Consider the following 19,034-nt stretch of genomic DNA (forward strand, 5'->3'; position numbering starts at 1 on the left):
CTAAGTGGACTAAAAAATAAATTTTCATATTCTGCTTTCATCATCACAACAGTTATGTTTCACTTCCTATCCCAGAACCTCAAACCGGGCAAACTTCAGCAACAATTGCTTCACTCCCGAGTTTTCAAATTCTACGGTAGCTTTCCGGCTATCAGGATCACCTGTTACAGCAGTCACCTTACCTATACCGAAACGCTCGTGTTTTATTATCGCCCCTACTTGTACTTCTCCTGAATTCACTCCTGCGGAAGCTTTCGGCGTAGCGTTGCGCGCATTCACAAAATTGGAACGGGGAGATGCAGATGGAAGACTGGCTTCCTGCCGCTGAGCAGTTGGTTGCCGCTGAGTTAGCGGGCGTTCCGGGTATGTTGTACGGGGTGTATTGGTGTAATCATACAAATCGTTTGTATACGTTTCGGGTCGATTGAGCACTCCGAATCCGCCACCACCGAGCACTCCACCGTTTACATTCAGATAGCAAGTATCTATATCACGAAGGAAACGGCTTGGATTGGAAGCATTTATCTGCCCGTTCCGGAAACGGCTTTTAGCATATGTAATCATACAGTATTCCTTTGCGCGGGTAATAGCGACATAGAACAAGCGACGCTCTTCTTCTAAGCCCCGGAATTCATTCTTTGCCATTGACGACGGAAAGAGGTCTTCTTCCATACCTACAACAAATACATTTTTAAATTCCAATCCTTTAGATGCATGAACGGTCATCATTGTCACTTTTTCCTGATCGGCCTCTTTATCTGTATCCTGATCACTAAGTAGCGACACTTCGGATAAGAAATCCATCAATCCTATCCCCCCCAGACCTTCTTCTTTGCGGCTTTCGCAAAATTCATGGATACCGCCTAACAGTTCCTGTAAATTTTCCTGACGACTCATGCCTTCGGGTGTCTGATCCTGATAAGCTTCAGTAGCAATACCGCTTTGTTTTACAATCCGGGATGCCAGTTCATAAGCTGATAATTCGCGTAATTGCGCAATAAAACTTTCGATAAGTTCCCGGAACTCACTTAACTTTTTAGCTGTACCTGTGTTCACATTCAGATTATATCCTAACGAGTCACCAATTACCTCCCACAAGCTCACATTATGCAAACGGGCTGCATCTGCAATTTTATTTAATGTCGTATTCCCGATTCCCCGCGCAGGAAAATTAATGATACGCCGGAAAGCTTCTTCGTCGAAGGGATTCACCACCATCCGGAAATACGCGATAACATCTTTGATTTCCTTACGCTGGTAGAACGACAAACCGCCATAGATACGGTACGGGATATTTTTTTTCCGCAAAGCCTCTTCGAAGATACGCGACTGGGCATTGGTACGGTACAGAATTACAAAATCACTATATGCCGCTTTCTTATCGCGGCGGATGTCCCATATCTTATTCGATACAATGACCCCTTCTTCAAAATCGGAGAAAGCACTGGATATTTCGATACGTTCCCCTTCGTCGTTCTCTGAATATATTGTTTTCTTTATCTGTTCACGGTTTTGCTGAATAAGGCTGTTAGCCGCATTAACAATATTTTGTGTGGAACGGTAATTCTGCTCCAGCTTAAACAACTTCGATTCGGAGTAAACTTCCTTAAATTTAAGTATATTATCTATATTCGCTCCCCGAAACGAGTAGATACTCTGTGCATCGTCACCCACTACACATACGCGGTGGTGCGCATCGGCAAGCTGCTTTACAACAAGGTATTGTGCAAAGTTCGTATCCTGATATTCGTCTACGAGGATAAACTGATAACGTTCCTGATAACTTTTCAACACATCGGGATGGTCACGAAACAGGACATTGGTGTAGAACAACAAATCATCGAAATCCATTGTATTAGAAGCTTTTAGCCTATTGTTGTAATCCCTGTAAATATCTTTCAATACAGGCATCTTTGACCGTTGGTCATACTCCAGCAGTTCTTTGTTCTGAGCATACATCTGGGGTGAAATCAGCGCATTCTTAGCATTTGATATTATAGCTTGTACTCTGGCCGGCTTATAGACTTTATCATCCAGTTGATACTGTTTGATAATGGTCTTTATCATATTCCGGGAGTCGGCCGAGTCGAAAATGGTAAAATTGGAGGTAAATCCTATTTTTTCGGCTTCGGTACGCAAAATACGGGAAAACACCGAGTGAAAAGTCCCCATCCATAAATAGCGGGCATACTTCCATCCGATTATCTCCGCAATACGCTCTTTCATTTCACGCGCCGCCTTATTAGTAAATGTAAGTGCAAGTATGCTGTGAGGCATATAGCCTTGTTGGAGAAGGTATGCTATTTTATAAGTAAGTACCCGTGTCTTGCCCGAACCGGCCCCTGCAATAATCAGGGAAGGCCCGCTTATGTATTCAACAGCTTCACGCTGCTGTTTATTTAGATGATCCAGCAAATTGTCCATAAAAATCAGTGATAGGGTAACAAAGATAAGTCTTTTTTAGGAATGTGAGGTTATAACTTCGGGCAAACAAAAAAGCCGGAAGAAAGAGTTTCGTCCGGCTTTATTTATTTGATGTATGAGATAATCAAATATCGAGAAATTCAACTTCTCCCGACTCGATATGATAAATGGCTCCAACAATTTGTACATCACCATCTTCATGCATTTCTTTGAGGAATGGTTCTGATTTTCTCAGTTGCTTTACTCCGTGTATCACATTAGCTATGATGGCCCGGTTGTAAACATCGCCTTCGGTCTTGAAAACTTCATCTTCCTCTTCTTCGCTATCCAGTTTTTTGATAATGGACTCGATATGCCCAAGTTTCCCGGTATGATGGGCATCGTGGTTTTCATGGCTGTGTTTTATATCCATGAATGCTTTTACAGCCCCGCAGCTTGTATGTCCCATCACTACAATCAGCTTTGTACCGAGATGTTCGGCTGCATATTCGATGCTACCTTCTTCATAATCGGCCATTACATTCCCGGCTGTTCGGATAGAGAATATATCTCCCAACCCTTGATCAAAAACAATTTCGGGTGTCACACGCGAATCAGAGCAACTAACTACGATCGCGAAAGGCTTCTGTCCCGTTTTGAGTTCGTCTATTCTGCTTAAATCCTGATGAGTGTGCAATAACTGACCTGAGCAAAAGCGTTTATTCCCGTCTTTGAGCGCATTCAAAGATTCCTCCGGCTTTTGATCTTGTGCATAAGAAATAGCTGCAGATAAGCTAAGAATAGCCATCAGCAGAAAGTGCTTAGATAAGTAGCTTGTTTTCATTATAGTTGTTATTAAAAAAAAATCGGACAAAAGTAGAGAAAGAATCAGTTTCAGGTTCTTTCTTGAATATATTTTATAGTACAATAATGTTAAATAATGCAAAGGGAATATTACTGTAAATAATAATATGATTTCCTATTTATGTTAAACAAAATTTCAATTAACTTTATCAGCAACAAATTAACGATTTATCATGAAATACAATTTTTGTGGAAACAGCGGGTTACAATTACCCGAAATTTCATTAGGCTTGTGGCATAACTTCGGGGATGTGGATAGCTTCGAAATGGCTACATCCATGATTTTACACGCTTTCGAGAGTGGCATTACACATTTCGACTTGGCTAATAACTACGGACCACCTCCGGGTAGTGCCGAAACTAACTTTGGCAAGATACTGGCTAAAGAATTGAAAGGTCATCGCGACGAACTCATTATTTCATCCAAGGCAGGTCATCTTATGTGGGACGGGCCTTACGGAGATGGTGGTTCCCGCAAATACATCATGGCCAGTATAGACCAAAGCCTGAAACGTACAGGTCTGGAATATTTCGATATATTCTATTCGCACCGCTATGATCCTCAAACCCCTGTGGAAGAGACCATGCAGGCTCTGGTGGATATTGTACGTCAGGGGAAGGCATTATATGTAGGCATATCAAAGTATCCTCCCGAAAAACTGATTCAGGCATACAATATTCTGAAATCGCAACATGTGCCCTGCCTTATCTATCAGGACAAATACAGCATGCTCGTGCGCGAACCTGAAATTGAGCATATGGACATCAACGAGAAATACGGGGTGGGCTTCATTGCTTTCTCTCCACTGGCTCAGGGCGTACTCACGAATAAATACCTGAACGGCATTCCTGAAGATTCTCGTGCTCACAAGAGTCACGGCTTCCTGCAAGAGAGTGAAATTACACCTGAGGTGATAAAGAAAGTGAAGGCGCTGAACGACCTTGCCGGTCAACGTGGTCAAACACTTGCCGAAATGGCTCTGGCATGGCTGCTGCACAACAAGCATGTAACATCTGTCATAATAGGTACAAGTTCATTGAATCAGCTGAAAGATAATCTGAAAGCAAAGGATAATTCACATTTCACAGGTGAAGAACTGGCTCTGATAGAAATGATTCTGGCATAAAAAATAAGCATCCTAACCACAGGGATGCTTATCCACTTTCAATCCTTATAACTTAAAAACTACAATAAGGTCTCAGACCTATTTACTATTCCATTAAGAATCAATACAATTATCAGTTATATTTACATCGTCAGCACGATGTTATTTTCATCTGCCATGCGGCGTATATTGAGTATAGCATAACGCATACGTCCCAGGGCTGTATTGATACTGACGCCTGTATGGTCTGCTATTTCCTTAAAACTCAAATCCTGATAATAGCGCATTTCCAATACTTCGCGCTGGCTATCGGGCAGGTACGAGATTAGCTTACGGATATCCGATGTAATCTGCATACGGATTATCTCGTCCTCTATCGTACCATCACACAGCAACGGATTGTTCAACAAATCGACCGGGGCCTCGTCATTAGAAATTGTATTCTCATTCTTTTCCTGACGAAAATGGTCTATAATAAGATTGTGGGCGATGCGGGATATCCAGGCACGAAATTTTCCTGTCTCGGTATAGCGGCCTTGTTTAATCGTTACAATAGCCTTGATGAAAGTTTCCTGAAAGATATCTTCTGCCAGTTCCCTGTTGCGCACAGTGAAATAGATATAGTTGAAGACACTGATTTTGTGTCGTGACAGTAGGATATCAAATGCCTGATTGTTACCATTAGAATAATCGGTGACCAATTGTTCGTCGGTCATGGTTATTAATGTATCCATTATCTCTTATATTTTAAAGTTATAAAAAGAGTAATGTTTATTCTATAGGCAAAAAGTTTTTAGAGGTTTTTTTTAATAATCTTGCGTTAATGATGCAAATAAAAGACAAATTTATGGAATTGACAATATCTAAAAGATTATTTAACAGTGTGATGTGATTTTGCTTAATTTTATATATAAACCTATTGGTTTACTAAAAGATATAAAATCTTTTAAAGCAATAGAGCTTCCAGGTTTTCGGAAACTCTATGCTATATATAATAATATATGCTTATTCTTGTTCTGTATCGATAACTTTCCATACTACAGCCGAAATTGCAGCACCTAAGAACGGAGCAACAATAAATAGCCATAGTTGCGATAAAGCTTCTCCTCCCTGAAAAATAGCAGGACCGATACTACGTGCCGGATTAACTGATGTACCAGTAATAGGGATACATACGATATGCACCAAAACCAAAGCCAAACCGATAGCAACACCGGCAAACTGATTGTTGGCACCTTTAGATGTAACACCCAAAACAACCAATACGAAGATAAAGGTAAAGACTGTTTCAGCTACAAATGCAGGTAGCAGATCAGTATAGCCGTTAGCTCCGGTAAAAGTGGTTGTTGAACCGGAATCCTTTGCCAGTACATATAATATTGCTGAACCGATAATAGCGCCTATTACCTGAAAGATCATATACAAGCCCGCATCTTTAGCTGATATTTTTTTAGATAACAACAGGCCCAGAGTGATTGCCGGATTGATATGACAACCCGAAATTTTACCGATGGTATAAACCATAGCCAATACTGCCAATCCGAATGCAAATGCTACACCAAGTGTACCGACCGAAGCAAACGGTTGTCCGGCTCCTGCAAATACTGCAGCACCACAACCCATAAGCACCAGAACCATAGTTCCGATCATTTCTGCTAAATACTTTTTCATTGAATTTCTATTTTAATTAAACATTTGTGCTACTTGTGTAATTTTGTGTTAACTATATAGGATATGGCGAAGTTAAATATAAAATCGGATAAAAGATAAAAAGGCCAACACTTTTTTAGTTCTTCCATTTCCATTATTGCTATCATTCCCTATATTTGTAACACTCAATTAATAAACATTAAATCTAACACATATGAAGAAGTTATTGTTTTCATCTTTGGCCTTTTTTATCTGTATATATGTATCCGGGCAGGACTATAATGTCCCAAAGAACTATAAACTTGAAAACAAGGAGTCTTATAAGACTTATGAGCCTCAGATAAAAGAGACGATAGACTGGCTCCTGCAAACACCTTTGGGTAAAGATGCAAACAAACGGCAGGAAGCAAATGCGTTTCTTATGGCATGGCTCACCGGAACACCGGATGTACATTTAAAAATAGATGCCGACTTTATGATGAATTTCATCAAAATCAATCCTGAGTTGGTAATGCCTTTCACTGCCGGATGGACTAAATATTCGCTGGATAATGACTATTCGGAAGATGTGGTGCAAGGAACAAAGGCGGGAGTAGAAACAGTTATCACCTTTTACAGAAAGAACAGGGGTTATCTCAAAAAAGATGGTAATATAGAGAAATATGAGAAATTGATGGAAAAAGGGAAACTCGAAACCGAAATAAATAAAAAACTAAATAAGAAATAATTATACAAAAAAAGGAAATCATGAAAAAAATTGTATTCGCCGTATTATTCGGGTTACTATGCATCGTTAGTTGCAGCAAAAAAGCAGAAACGGCACAGGATGACACCATCATTATAAAAACAGGCTTGGAGGCCGAAGAAAGAACCGGCGACGAACTAAAGATAGCTGCTATCATAACTGTTAAGCCTGAGGCTATAAAAGATATACTTCCTATATTCCAGGCTGTAGTACAAGGCAGTCAGGAAGAAGACGGTTGTATTTCCTACAACGTACACCAGGATACCAGCGATTCTACACGGTTTATTATTCTCGAAGAATGGGAATCACAGGCCGCCATCGACTTTCACGGTAATACCGACCACTTCAAAACATACCAGAAAGCATCGAAAGATATGGTTGTAAAGAAAGAAGTAATAAAAATGAAACTCGTATATTAGAATATACATCCTATCAAAAAAGGTAAAAGTCCCTGCATTATTTGTCCGGGACTTTTATCTTTAAAGAATGATGTTTTTATATACGAGCAATCTGTAAAACACAAATAAAATACATACTTTTGTAACCTCAAATAATATAAAACGATAAGGTTATGATGGAACTGAAAATTGTTGCCGTTATTGTAGTAAAAGCTGCATATCAGGAAGAGTTGGAAAAGGTATTCCATACCGTAGTAGATGAAACCCGTAAAGAAACAGGAAATGTATCTTACGATTTGCATCAGGATTGCCAAAACCCATTGAAATACACAATCCTCGAAGTATGGAAATCGCAGGCAGCCATCGACGAACACAACGCAAGTGCGCATTTTAAAGCATTTGTAACTGCAATAGAAGGTAAAGTGGATAGCCTGACTGTGGACGTAATAAAGAAAATATATTAAAATACTATTTCAAAATCTCATGAGTTCAAAATCTCAAGATAACGTTAGTATCTTGAAACCTGAAATCTTGAAACCTGAAATCAAATATTAAAAAAATGTACAGAAATCATACTTGCGGAGAACTGACTCTTGCTGATGTAAATAAAGAAGTAACCCTTGCGGGATGGGTACAAAAAGTGCGTAAACTTGGTGGCGGAATGACCTTTGTCGATCTCCGCGACCGCTATGGAATTACCCAGTTGGCATTCAGCAAAGATGTAAACGCAGATTTGTATGAACAATCGAATAAGTTCGGGCGCGAATATGTATTACAGGTAACAGGTACAGTACAGGAACGTTCGAGCAAGAATATGAATATACCGACCGGCGAGATAGAAATCATAGTCAACAAGCTGGTTATATTGAATACATCGGAAGTTCCGCCTTTCACTATCGAAGACGAAACCGACGGAGGTGAAGACCTGCGCATGAAATACCGCTATCTGGACTTACGCCGTACTCCTGTACGCAAAAATCTGGAACTGCGCCACAAAATTGCTTTCGAAACACGCCGTTTTTTGGATGAACGCCAGTTCATAGAAGTGGAAACTCCGGTATTGATCGGTTCTACGCCAGAAGGAGCGCGCGACTTTGTTGTGCCATCACGTATGAATCCGGGAGAATTTTATGCCCTGCCACAATCCCCTCAGCTATTCAAGCAATTGCTGATGGTATCTGGATTTGACCGTTATTTCCAGATTGTGAAATGTTTCCGCGACGAAGACCTTCGCGCCGACCGTCAGCCGGAATTCACCCAGATAGACTGTGAAATGTCGTATGTCAGTCAGGAAGACGTGTTGAATATGTTTGAAGGGCTGACCAAGCACCTGTTCAAGAAGGTAAAAGGTATAGACATACCCGACTTTCCGCGTATGACCTATGCCCACGCGATGAAATATTACGGTTCGGATAAGCCGGATACTCGTTTCGGGATGGAATTCGTGGAAATTAAAGACCTGACTACAGGTAAAGATTTCGTTGTATTCGATTCATGCGAATATGTAGGAGCTATCTGTGCCAAAGGTGCGGTATCATACACCCGCAAACAACTGGATGCGCTTACCGACTATGTAAAACGCCCGCAAATCGGTGCAAAGGGACTTGTATATGTACGTTATGAAGCCGATGGCTCTCTGAAATCGTCTGTAGACAAATTCTATACAGCCGAAGACCTGAAAAAATGGGCGGAACGTTGTCAGGCAGAACCGGGAGACCTTATCCTTATCATATGCGGTGAAACAGAAAAGGCGCAGAAACAGCTATGCGAACTCCGTCTTGAAGTCGGAGATCAATTGGGACTCCGCGATAAAAATAAATTCAATTGCCTTTGGGTTATCGATTTCCCTTTGTTGGAAAAGGACGAAGAACTGGGACGCTTCTTTGCGAAGCACCATCCGTTTACGAGTCCGAAGGAAGAGGATATTCCCATGCTGGAATCAGATCCGGGAGCTGTACGTGCCAATGCATACGACATGGTGATCAACGGTGTTGAAGTTGGTGGTGGTTCGGTTCGTATCCACAACAGCCAGTTGCAGAATAAGATGTTCCATGTACTCGGGTTTACCGAAGAAAAGGCGCAAGCTCAGTTCGGCTTCCTGATGAATGCATTTAAATACGGAGCGCCTCCGCATGCAGGTCTGGCATTTGGCCTTGACCGTTTAGTATCCCTTTTCGCAGGTCTGGACAGTATCCGCGACTGTATTGCATTCCCTAAAAACAATTCGGGGCGTGATGTTATGATCGACGCACCAGCTGTCCTTGAACAGGAACAATTGGATGAATTGAATCTGAAGGTGGAGATAAAGAAATAATATCAAATAGATAATAAAAGATATAACGCCTTAACTTTTCCGGTTAAGGCGTTATTTTTAGAGAAAAACTTTATCTTTGATAACAAATAGTTTAATGAAATGGTGAAAGAAAAACTCATTATAAAAAACTTTGCAGGATTTGAGCATATCGAATTCGATTTTAAACCTATAAATATTTTTATAGGGCCACAGGCGGCGGGAAAAAGTGTGGTGGTGAAGTTGGCATATTATTTTAAGTCGTATTTGAATGATTTATATAAATTTGATAGAATACATATGCCAAGTGAACTCATAGATAGGTATAATGATCTTTTTTATAGTTACTTTCCCGTAGAATCATGGAGTAATAAAAACTTTACAATAAAATATATTTTAGACAAATCATTTATTATTATTTCTAGCTCCAGAAAAGCAAAAGATTGGTATATTGAAGTGAAATTTTCGAAAGACATAAGAGAAATAATAGAATCTCTAACTGAGATATTGGAAAATAATTTGGATCCACAAATGATAAATTTCTCAACTGCTAGAAACCTTAGAGAACTAAAAGAAAAAGTAAAATATAAATCAGTATTACAAAGCAAACAGTACTTTATACCAGCAGGAAGAAGTTTCTTTTCTAACATACAATCTAATATTTTTGCTCTTTTGCAAAGTAATAATACAATTGATCCATTTATTATCGAATTTGGAGCTAATTATGAACAAGCAAAAGTAGTATTTAATAAATCAAGTGATATTTTCAGGACTCACAATAAGCTAAGTAAACTTTGTTCAGAAATATTAAAAGGCATTTACATTAGAGATAATCAAATTGACTATCTAGTTCAGAAAGACAAAAGGAAAATCTCACTATTAAACGCTTCTTCTGGACAACAAGAAACGTTTCCTTTATTGATGTTTATCCAAACACTATTTTTTCCTTCAAATAAAGAACCTAAGGATCCTGTATTATATATAGAAGAACCGGAAACACATTTATATCCAGTGGCACAAAAACAAATTGTTCAAGTATTGTCTCGACTTTTTAATATACTCATAAACAAACAACTATTCATCACTACTCATTCGCCTTATATCCTTGCAGCTTTCAATAACCTGCTGGAAGCAGGCAATATCATCAAGGAAAAACCTGAATTAGCAGAAAAAGTATATAAAATTATACCGAAAGAAGAAGTTCTGGATATAGAAAACTTTATTGCTTATTCCATCAAAGATGGGAAGAAGGAAGTATTGATAAATGAAGAAACCAACCTTGTTTCTCAGAATATGCTGGATGATGCATCCAACGAAATAGCAGAGGAATTTGGAAAACTTGTTGATTTAGAGTTTGGTGAAGAATAAAAGGCTGTCAGAATGGAAGATATAAAATGTGAGTGTTCTGAATTAATAAGCTATCCTTTGATTGTACTGGAAGAGCAGAAAAGCAAAATAGTATTCGAAAATAAAAACAGGATAGAAATAAATAAAATAACTGTTGATGGTTGTCAAATTACAGATGAGAGACCCCGATGTGACTATCTTTTGATAAAAGTCGATGAAAATACGGAGTATTTCGTAGAATTGAAAGGACATGATATAAACAGAGCGTTGGAACAAATAGAAGCGACTATTCCAAGATTAAGCAAAGATATGAGACAACAGAAGAAATATTGTTTCATCATATCTGTCCGTACTCCAATGTCTTCCACTCAAATTCAAAATATAGCGAAAAGTTATAAGAAAAAATACAATGCTGAACTTATTATGAAAAGCTCACCAGGCTCTCATACTTTATAAAACATCTATGAAAAAGCTCGTCAAGATCTTACTAGCTCTCGTAATCGGAATAATCATCCTTCTGACTGCTGTTTATGCTTATTATGGTGGATTCAGAACTGTAAACTTTGAAGAAAAAGAAACAGGCGGGGAAGTATTCGTCTATGAAAATGTTACAGGAGATTACAGTCAAAGCCCGGTAGTAATGGACAGCATTTATTATGCGTTGCTCAACGATTATAAAATAGAAACAACAAAGGGTGCAGGCATGTATTATGACAATCCTCAACAAGTAGAAAAGAGTAAACTACGCTCGGAAATAGGTTGTATACTCGATACACCTCTTGACAGTATGCAGATGGTGGTACTCTCAAGCAGATTTAAAGTTAAAACGCTACCTAAAAGCGACTATATAGTCGGAGAATTCCCCAATAAAGGAATGATATCGACAATGGTAGGAATAATGAAAGTATATCCGGCAATGACCAAATACATCGAAACGACCGATTATAAAGCAGATGGACCTGTGATAGAAATATATGATGTACCGGCTAAAGTAATTATATACAGGCAATCTGTATCGAAATAGAAGTGAAAAGAGGAGTACACGCAAGTACTCCTCTTTTTATATTCGATCAATTTTTCTTGTCCAACTCCCGGGCTACCCTGCTCTTCATATAATCGCCCCGCAGGTCACGGGCCAATATCGTTCCGTCGGGACCGATAAGTATTATATGAGGTATACCTCTTACACCATACATTTTGGTCGGTATCTCCTGCGCATTTATTATCTGCGGCCATTCTACTTTATCTTCTACAATAGCCTTTTGCGTATCTTCCGGCTTATCCCATACGGCAACACCTACGATCTCGAATTTATCCCCTTTATATTTTTTGTATATTTCTTTCATATTCGGAGTTTCTCCCCTACAAGGGCCACACCAACTCGCCCAGAAGTCTACCAATATACATTTGCCTTTTCCTGCATAATCCGACAGTGATACTTTTGTGCCATCAGGCTGCACTATTGTAAAGTCACTAAATTTCTGACCTTCAGCAGTCTTTTTCAGAGCATCATTTGTTCCTACAATTTTCTTCACCATTTCCAAGGAAGCAATATCTTTACTTAATTTGGCAACAGCAGTATCTATCTGACCTGTACGCATCCACATCGACATCTCGTCCAATACAACAGACCCGATAACATTATTTGTGTTAGCATCGAATGTATTTTCCATCAGGTCCATATATTTAGGAGTCCATACTTTAATAAATATACTATCGAACTCCGCCTTGAACTTATCTTTATCCTTAATTTTATTTTTTAGCTCCGTATAGATATTTTCCCTTTCTTTATATAGTTCTCCCGTTTTCTTATTATAATCTGTCAAAGCATCATTCAATGGAGTATTTGACGCTATGCCATCTTTTAAATTAATAATTATTCGTCCTGTATCCAGTATTAACGGTACATATGCACCATCTTCAATAAATACTCCGGCATACCGGATAGTATCTGCGATCCCTTTAAATACAAATTTGTTGCTATCTATCAAAACACTATCTATCTTTTTATTTCCCAACCTATTATGGTCGATAAGATAGATTTTCTGCCCATTATAGGTCGAATCGGCTATACCCTCAATCACGTACCCGGGTATTACAGGCTGTTTCTTTTCACAGGAAACCATAATGGCCATACTTGTTACCATTATTAATAAAGCATGGATTGTTCTTATTTTCATATTATTAGGTATTAGAATCGATAAATTTAAAATTTTTAAAATATCTTTCTCCAATAATACTGTTAAATAAATAAAAGAGTCTGTTCGTCGGAACTCGCCGTCGACACAGATTTTGTAAAACGTGATTTGTGCCTGATATAAAAGATTCCGGTTGTAATGGATAAAGATTTTTAAAGAAAATTATCTATATAGGCAGAAGGCTGATAGCATATAATATCAGTTCATCGTTCTTTGAAAATTTGAAATTACAAAACAGGAAGAAACAGACTAAAGAGAAAAATAAAACTGTCAGGTTTGTCAGGTTTTCACTAAATAGTTATGAGTTATAAGTTTTGTCGCTTCTTATTACTAATGGCTAATAGCCAGAAAAAATTGACAGATAATAAAAAGGGGAAAAAGTGTCAGGTTTGTCAGGTTTTTACTCCTACCCTATCAAATACAGATATATTTATCCAAGGATTCAAAAAACAGGGTCGCTCAATGAACAACCCTGTGATATTTAAGCCTTGACTATGATCTAAGGGTATTGACAGCCGGAATGCTTTCGATCTTTAATCCAATGAACAGCAATATCAACAGGTTCCGTAAAATCCGAAAACGCCGTGTTATGACCTAATGTTGAAAACAGACAGTAGTCGTAATATTTCCCCTGCGCTTTGAGTGAGTTAAGACTATCCATCGATAACCTTACGGGGACTTGTACATCCTTGTCGCCAAAAAGCCAAAGGCCCGGAATTGAAAGTTTACTAAGGGCGTCGCAAGGATCAGTACTTATAAATTGATCCAATTGATAACGATCTGGCTCATTACCTATACGTTCGCGTGCCTCCGGGATGTATCTACGTACATCTGCTTCGGTGTGAATATCCCAAAAATCGGATTTTCCTTCTGTATAATGCTGAAAAATAAGCTGATCAAGAGTTGGAATAACAGCACCGCTAAACAACACTATAAAATCCGCAATAGGATTGTTATTTGCGGCAATAGGAATTATCCACCCTGCCTGACTGATACCTACAAAACCAATGGGAACATTTTTATCCAACTGATGAAGTACATTTAAGGCGGTGCTTGCATCTTCAGCCAATAGAGTGAGATTAGCCGAATCAACGTTGTTAGTTCCTACTTCCGGACCGGCATAAACCCCTTCCGATTCGCCTACTCCACGCTTGTCATAGGTTAACACCGAGATACCTTTTTCGGCCAAAAGTGATGCAAATTCTCTCATTCGGGGTGCCTGGCCAGAACCGTGTACAAGGACTACCGCTGCATGCGAATGGCGTGGCGTGTAAATTGTGCCGGCCAAAGTGATTCCTGCACTCTCAAATCTGATATCCTCAGCGGTCACGTCCGGCAACTGAGCTTTTACTTGATTCAAGGATACTAAGAGTAAGAGTGTAAAAAGACATCCCCTATAAAAAACAGCCATATTTATTAATCTATCAATACTTTTAATATAACTTATAGTACAATCTTTTTTTGTCATATTTACAGATTTAAATTAGTTTGATTTACTTTAATAATAAGACATAACAGACAAAAAAAGGTTACACATTTCTTAATAAAACACAAACATTCTTTTCAAAAAAGAGAGCATCTCTCTTTTGAGATGCCTTCTAACATTATATAAAAAAGTGTTACAGTTTATATTCCTGCCAGCTCTTAATCGGGATATCCGTTTCCTTCATTTCACAGAAAGCCTGAATAAATGCACTCGCCAAGCGGGCGTTTGTGATTAGCGGAATATTATGGTCGATAGCCCCACGACGGATTTTGTAGCCGTTGGTTAGTTCACGGCGTGTATGATTTTTAGGAATATTGACAATTAATTCGAACGTGTGATTCGACATCATATCCATCACATTATGTTCTTTCTCTTCATCCGGCCAACTGACTACCATCGCTTTAACTCCATTATCCGCTAAGAACCGGGCAGTTCCCGCTGTTGCGTAGATATCATAATTATTTTCCTGTAACATGACACAGGCATCCAGCAGATCAACTTTCGATTTACTGTCACCGGACGAAACCATTACGCTCTTCTTCGGAATATTATATCCGACTGAGATCATCGACACCAGCAACGCTTCGCTGAAATCATCTCCCAAACAACCTACTTCGCCGGTCGAAGACATATCCACTCCGAGAACAGGGTCGGTATTATGCAGACGGGAGAATGAGAACTGGGAAGCTTTTACACCTATCCAGTCGATATCGAAATTTGAGTTATCCGGTTTTTCGTAAGATGCATCCAGCATAATTCGAGTAGCCGTCTCAATGAAGTTACGTTTCAATACTTTAGATACAAAAGGGAAACTACGTGAAGCACGAAGATTACATTCGATTACTTTCACCTCATTATTTCTTGCCAAAAACTGCATATTGAAAGGTCCGCTTATGTTTAGCTCTTTCGCTATCTTACGGCTTATGCGTTTGATACGCCGCGCTGTTTCGAAATATATTTTCTGAGCTGGGAAAACAAGTGTTGCATCACCAGAGTGTACCCCGGCAAACTCCACATGTTCCGAAATAGCATATTCCACGATCTCGCCATTTTTAGCTACTGCATCGAATTCTATTTCCTTTGCATTTTGCAAAAACTGGGAAACCACTACCGGATATTCTTTCGAAACCTTTGCGGCCAACGTCAGGAATGTTTCCAGTTCCTCGGCATCGTGACATACATTCATCGCTGCACCTGAAAGCACGTAAGACGGGCGTACCAGCACGGGATAACCCACTTTCTGTACAAAACCCTGAATTTCGCTCAGGCTGGTCAGTTCTTTCCATGCAGGCTGGTCTACACCGAGCTGATCCAGCATACTGGAAAACTTATGACGGTTTTCAGCCCTGTCGATAGACAACGGTGATGTACCCAAAATCGGAATGTCCTGACGGTGCAGCCTTATGGCAAGATTATTCGGTATCTGTCCACCCATCGAAACAATTACTCCCTTAGGCATTTCCAGGTCGAGGACATCGAGTACGCGTTCGAATGATAATTCATCGAAATAAAGACGGTCGCACATGTCATAGTCCGTGGATACGGTCTCAGGATTATAATTGATCATGATAGATTTATACCCCAGTTTACGGGCTGTCTGTACGGCATTTACCGAACACCAGTCGAATTCTACCGAGCTACCGATACGGTAAGCCCCCGAACCAAGTACTACAACCGATTTATCATTCTTGAAATACGGTACATCATGTTCACTCCTGTCGTATGTCATATACAGGTAGTTCGTCAAGTCGGGATTTTCGGAAGCAATCGTATTGATACGTTTCACAGACGGTAATACATTCATCTTCTTGCGAAGATTGCGTACACGAAGCGATTCTTTCTCTATGTTGCCATCAGGATCTTCTACAAAGCGCGCAATCTGGAAATCGGAAAATCCAAGATGTTTTGCTTTCAGCAATACATTTTCCGGAACATCTTCTATACTGCTATAACCTTTCAGTATTAATGAATAGTCGTGTATATTTTTCAGTTTTTCGAGGAACCACGGGTCAATCTTGGTCAGGTCGTGTATTTTTTCTACGGTATATCCTTCTTCGAATGCTTTGGCAATGGCGAATACACGCAGGTCGGTCGGATTCGAAAGTTCTTCATCTAGATTGTTAAATTCCAACTCGCGGTTGCCTACAAAACCGTGCATTCCTTGTCCGATCATACGAAGTCCTTTCTGGATTATCTCTTCGAAGGTTTTTCCGATAGACATTATTTCACCTACCGACTTCATACTGGAACCGATAAGGCGTGAGACTCCGACAAATTTACTCAGATCCCAGCGCGGTATCTTACAGATCAGGTAATCGAGCGAAGGAGCTGCATATGCTGAATTAGGCGTCCCTATTTCTCCAATCTGGTCGAGGGTATAACCTAATGCAAGCTTCGCCGCAACAAAGGCCAACGGATAGCCTGTTGCTTTCGATGCCAATGCCGAGGAACGGCTCAGGCGGGCGTTCACCTCGATAACACGGTAGTCGTCAGTTTCGGAATTGAAAGCATATTGGATATTACACTCCCCTACTATACCGATATGGCGAATGGCTTTTTTAGAAAGCTCTTGCAACATGGTCAGTTCCTTTTCATCCAATGAACATGTAGGTGCAACAACTATACTCTCCCCTGTGTGAATGCCGAGAGGATCGAAATTCTCCATACTGGCAACGGTGAAACAGTGGTCGTTCTTATCTCTTATAACCTCAAATTCTATTTCTTTCCAGCCTTTGAGCGATTCTTCTACCAGTATCTGTCTGGAATAAGCAAACGAGCTTTCACACAATGTCTTGAACTCTTCCAGATTATTACTGATACCGCTGCCCAAACCACCTAAGGCATAAGCAGAACGTACCATCACAGGGAAACCTATACGGTTAGCAGCAGCAATGGCGTCTTCCATTGTTTCCACTGCCTGGCTGACAGGTGTTTTCACATCTATCTCATTCAGTTTCTCTACAAACAGATGGCGGTCTTCGGTAGCCATAATCGCTTCTACGGAAGTACCCATAACTTCTACGCCATACTTTTGCAGTGTGCCGTTCAGATACAGTTCCGTGCCACAGTTCAGGGCTGTTTGTCCTCCAAAAGCGAGCAAGATACCATCTACGTTCTCTTTCTTTATTATTTCTTCAACGAAATAAGGAGTTACAGGCAGAAAATAAACCTTATCGGCAATACCTTCCGAAGTCTGGATTGTTGCAATATTGGGATTAATCAATACGGTGTAGATCCCTTCTTCTTTTAATGCTTTTAACGCTTGCGACCCGGAATAGTCGAATTCTCCGGCCTGCCCGATTTTGAGTGCGCCCGAGCCTAGCACGATGGCTTTCTTGATTTTGTTAATTGACATAGAATTTATGGCTATATGTGTTAGATTATCTAATGATTGCGTAAAGATAAGGCATTTTTATGAATAAACCCTATAAACATATTATGGTGCTACATCGACAAATAATGGTCTATGATCTGATGCTATGCTGTCGTCCAAAACTTTAGCATGATATACAGGATATGTGCTTCCGGTTTCCGTATATCCCATAATGTAGTCAATAACCCTATCGGGAGTAGCTGACGGAAAAGTCATGTCTTCTACATTATTAAGGATTTTCCATCCGGCCGATAAGAGTTTTATCTCTTCCGAATCAGACTCTGCATTCAAATCTCCGATCAGAAAAACAGGCTTGCCATATGCTTTTGCTTGTTGGTTTATAATTTCAATTGAAGACTTGCGGTCTTCTTTGGTTAAAGAGAGATGTGTGGCAAAGATAATGTGATCTTCAAACTCGACTACAAGGAGAGTACGTTGTTCTTCCTTTCCCGGCAGTGGTATATTTCTTGACGATAAGGGACTCATTTTAGATAATATTCCTACGCCATATTTCCCTCCCTGAAATGAGATGGCAGCTCCATAAACGGCATACATCCCGGTGAGATTACTTAATTTACCGAGAACATCAATCCCATTACTGCGCCGGGTTACACTGTCGAGCTCCTGAATAGCCAGTACATCGGGAGATACAGACTCTATTATGTCTGCTATCCGTTGATAGTTGGTTATATTATCCATACCACGGGCATTCCGAATATTGTAGCTCATAACCCTGAATGTATCCTTCTTTTGAGGATACTGCTCTTTTTGAGCAAATAAGGAGAACGTAAAAGCCATAAAAAAACAGGCTAGAAATAGTTTCTTCATTGTGTTGATATATAATTGTGTTAAAGATACCAATATTTAATATAGTGTCAGACGTATTTATATAAAAACAGGGCAAACGCATCAAATTGTTCAACTTCTATCGAAGGCCTGTAGGGGCGTATTGCATACACTAGTGTCCACTAAAAAAAATTAAGACATAATTGAGTATCATTTTGATAGTTTATCTGCGTATCATTATTATTAAAAAGATTTTCTATTGGCATTCTTTCAAATAATGATAAACTAAGTATTCGTAATATTTCATAAGTGGACACTTTTATTTTTAATTCATGTTTCATGATTGTAACAAGACAATAGGTTATTATAGCAGAAAATATTTGAATTT

General features: G+C 39.5%; 16 protein-coding genes. 8 read left to right on the forward strand and 8 right to left on the reverse strand.

Features of this window, described 5'->3' with window-relative positions; translation table 11 throughout:
• Positions 1-66 precede the first annotated feature (66 nt).
• Together IR083_RS24275 and IR083_RS24280 are read right to left on the reverse strand one after the other, a co-directional pair.
• Positions 67-2,424, reverse strand: a complete 2,358-nt coding sequence (locus IR083_RS24275; RefSeq protein WP_194226236.1) for an ATP-dependent helicase — start codon at positions 2,422-2,424, stop codon at positions 67-69.
• Positions 2,425-2,548: 124 nt separating this feature from the next.
• Positions 2,549-3,247, reverse strand: coding sequence for a carbonic anhydrase (locus IR083_RS24280; protein WP_006800416.1), 699 nt, complete (start codon positions 3,245-3,247; stop codon positions 2,549-2,551).
• A gap of 193 nt (positions 3,248-3,440) precedes the next feature.
• Between IR083_RS24280 and IR083_RS24285 the strand changes: the two genes are divergently transcribed.
• Positions 3,441-4,394 carry an aldo/keto reductase gene (locus tag IR083_RS24285; RefSeq protein WP_006800417.1) on the forward strand — a complete coding sequence of 318 codons (954 nt, stop codon included), beginning with the start codon at positions 3,441-3,443 and terminating at the stop codon, positions 4,392-4,394.
• Positions 4,395-4,516: 122 nt separating this feature from the next.
• Here the strand turns inward: IR083_RS24285 and IR083_RS24290 are convergent, their stop codons facing one another.
• A complete protein-coding gene (locus IR083_RS24290) occupies positions 4,517-5,107 on the reverse strand; it encodes a sigma-70 family RNA polymerase sigma factor (protein WP_006800418.1) in 591 nt (196 codons plus the stop codon).
• 271 nt (positions 5,108-5,378) lie between these two features.
• Positions 5,379-6,044 (reverse strand): MIP family channel protein, encoded by a 666-nt coding sequence (locus IR083_RS24295; protein WP_006800419.1) that lies wholly within the window; start codon positions 6,042-6,044, stop codon positions 5,379-5,381.
• A 193-nt stretch (positions 6,045-6,237) separates the two neighbouring features.
• Between IR083_RS24295 and IR083_RS24300 the strand changes: the two genes are divergently transcribed.
• From IR083_RS24300 to IR083_RS24330, 7 genes are all read left to right on the forward strand, one after another.
• On the forward strand, positions 6,238-6,750 hold the full coding sequence (locus IR083_RS24300; RefSeq protein ID WP_006800420.1) for a hypothetical protein: 513 nt from the start codon (positions 6,238-6,240) through the stop codon (positions 6,748-6,750).
• A 20-nt stretch (positions 6,751-6,770) separates the two neighbouring features.
• Positions 6,771-7,187, forward strand: a complete 417-nt coding sequence (locus IR083_RS24305; RefSeq protein ID WP_006800421.1) for a putative quinol monooxygenase — start codon at positions 6,771-6,773, stop codon at positions 7,185-7,187.
• 152 nt (positions 7,188-7,339) lie between these two features.
• Entirely contained in the window at positions 7,340-7,630 is a 291-nt protein-coding gene (locus tag IR083_RS24310; protein ID WP_006800422.1) for a putative quinol monooxygenase, read from the forward strand.
• 95 nt (positions 7,631-7,725) lie between these two features.
• Positions 7,726-9,480: an aspartate--tRNA ligase gene (gene aspS / locus IR083_RS24315; protein ID WP_006800423.1), complete on the forward strand. Its 1,755-nt coding sequence runs from the start codon at positions 7,726-7,728 to the stop codon at positions 9,478-9,480.
• Positions 9,481-9,579: 99 nt separating this feature from the next.
• Positions 9,580-10,824, forward strand: coding sequence for an AAA family ATPase (locus IR083_RS24320; RefSeq protein ID WP_006800424.1), 1,245 nt, complete (start codon positions 9,580-9,582; stop codon positions 10,822-10,824).
• 12 nt (positions 10,825-10,836) lie between these two features.
• Entirely contained in the window at positions 10,837-11,259 is a 423-nt protein-coding gene (locus IR083_RS24325) for a hypothetical protein (RefSeq protein WP_006800425.1), read from the forward strand.
• A 7-nt stretch (positions 11,260-11,266) separates the two neighbouring features.
• Positions 11,267-11,827 (forward strand): GyrI-like domain-containing protein, encoded by a 561-nt coding sequence (locus IR083_RS24330; RefSeq protein WP_006800426.1) that lies wholly within the window; start codon positions 11,267-11,269, stop codon positions 11,825-11,827.
• Between the two features lie 46 nt (positions 11,828-11,873).
• Here IR083_RS24330 and IR083_RS24335 read toward each other — a convergent pair whose 3' ends face one another.
• The 4 genes from IR083_RS24335 to IR083_RS24350 all read right to left on the reverse strand — a co-directional run bounded on the left by IR083_RS24335 (position 11,874) and on the right by IR083_RS24350 (position 18,688).
• On the reverse strand, positions 11,874-12,983 hold the full coding sequence (locus IR083_RS24335; RefSeq protein WP_006800427.1) for a TlpA disulfide reductase family protein: 1,110 nt from the start codon (positions 12,981-12,983) through the stop codon (positions 11,874-11,876).
• Between the two features lie 517 nt (positions 12,984-13,500).
• Positions 13,501-14,469: an alpha/beta hydrolase family protein gene (locus IR083_RS24340; protein WP_006800429.1), complete on the reverse strand. Its 969-nt coding sequence runs from the start codon at positions 14,467-14,469 to the stop codon at positions 13,501-13,503.
• Positions 14,470-14,620: 151 nt separating this feature from the next.
• A complete protein-coding gene (gene carB, locus IR083_RS24345; RefSeq protein WP_194226237.1) occupies positions 14,621-17,842 on the reverse strand; it encodes a carbamoyl-phosphate synthase (glutamine-hydrolyzing) large subunit in 3,222 nt (1,073 codons plus the stop codon).
• An 81-nt stretch (positions 17,843-17,923) separates the two neighbouring features.
• A complete protein-coding gene (locus IR083_RS24350) occupies positions 17,924-18,688 on the reverse strand; it encodes an endonuclease/exonuclease/phosphatase family protein (protein ID WP_194226238.1) in 765 nt (254 codons plus the stop codon).
• Positions 18,689-19,034 lie beyond the last annotated feature (346 nt).

It is taken from the genome of Dysgonomonas sp. GY75 (assembly GCF_015234155.1).
Classification (GTDB): domain Bacteria; phylum Bacteroidota; class Bacteroidia; order Bacteroidales; family Dysgonomonadaceae; genus Dysgonomonas; species Dysgonomonas gadei.

What these genes read in the sequence shown, in the direction of transcription:
- IR083_RS24275 (WP_194226236.1), bottom strand. Translation starts at nt 2,424, where the DNA reads ATGGACAATTTGCTGGATCATCTAAATAAACAGCAGCGTGAAGCTGTT.
- IR083_RS24280 (WP_006800416.1), bottom strand. Translation starts at nt 3,247, where the DNA reads ATGAAAACAAGCTACTTATCTAAGCACTTTCTGCTGATGGCTATTCTT.
- IR083_RS24285 (WP_006800417.1), top strand. Translation starts at nt 3,441, where the DNA reads ATGAAATACAATTTTTGTGGAAACAGCGGGTTACAATTACCCGAAATT.
- IR083_RS24290 (WP_006800418.1), bottom strand. Translation starts at nt 5,107, where the DNA reads ATGGATACATTAATAACCATGACCGACGAACAATTGGTCACCGATTAT.
- IR083_RS24295 (WP_006800419.1), bottom strand. Translation starts at nt 6,044, where the DNA reads ATGAAAAAGTATTTAGCAGAAATGATCGGAACTATGGTTCTGGTGCTT.
- IR083_RS24300 (WP_006800420.1), top strand. Translation starts at nt 6,238, where the DNA reads ATGAAGAAGTTATTGTTTTCATCTTTGGCCTTTTTTATCTGTATATAT.
- IR083_RS24305 (WP_006800421.1), top strand. Translation starts at nt 6,771, where the DNA reads ATGAAAAAAATTGTATTCGCCGTATTATTCGGGTTACTATGCATCGTT.
- IR083_RS24310 (WP_006800422.1), top strand. Translation starts at nt 7,340, where the DNA reads ATGATGGAACTGAAAATTGTTGCCGTTATTGTAGTAAAAGCTGCATAT.
- aspS (WP_006800423.1), top strand. Translation starts at nt 7,726, where the DNA reads ATGTACAGAAATCATACTTGCGGAGAACTGACTCTTGCTGATGTAAAT.
- IR083_RS24320 (WP_006800424.1), top strand. Translation starts at nt 9,580, where the DNA reads ATGGTGAAAGAAAAACTCATTATAAAAAACTTTGCAGGATTTGAGCAT.
- IR083_RS24325 (WP_006800425.1), top strand. Translation starts at nt 10,837, where the DNA reads ATGGAAGATATAAAATGTGAGTGTTCTGAATTAATAAGCTATCCTTTG.
- IR083_RS24330 (WP_006800426.1), top strand. Translation starts at nt 11,267, where the DNA reads ATGAAAAAGCTCGTCAAGATCTTACTAGCTCTCGTAATCGGAATAATC.
- IR083_RS24335 (WP_006800427.1), bottom strand. Translation starts at nt 12,983, where the DNA reads ATGAAAATAAGAACAATCCATGCTTTATTAATAATGGTAACAAGTATG.
- IR083_RS24340 (WP_006800429.1), bottom strand. Translation starts at nt 14,469, where the DNA reads ATGACAAAAAAAGATTGTACTATAAGTTATATTAAAAGTATTGATAGA.
- carB (WP_194226237.1), bottom strand. Translation starts at nt 17,842, where the DNA reads ATGTCAATTAACAAAATCAAGAAAGCCATCGTGCTAGGCTCGGGCGCA.
- IR083_RS24350 (WP_194226238.1), bottom strand. Translation starts at nt 18,688, where the DNA reads ATGAAGAAACTATTTCTAGCCTGTTTTTTTATGGCTTTTACGTTCTCC.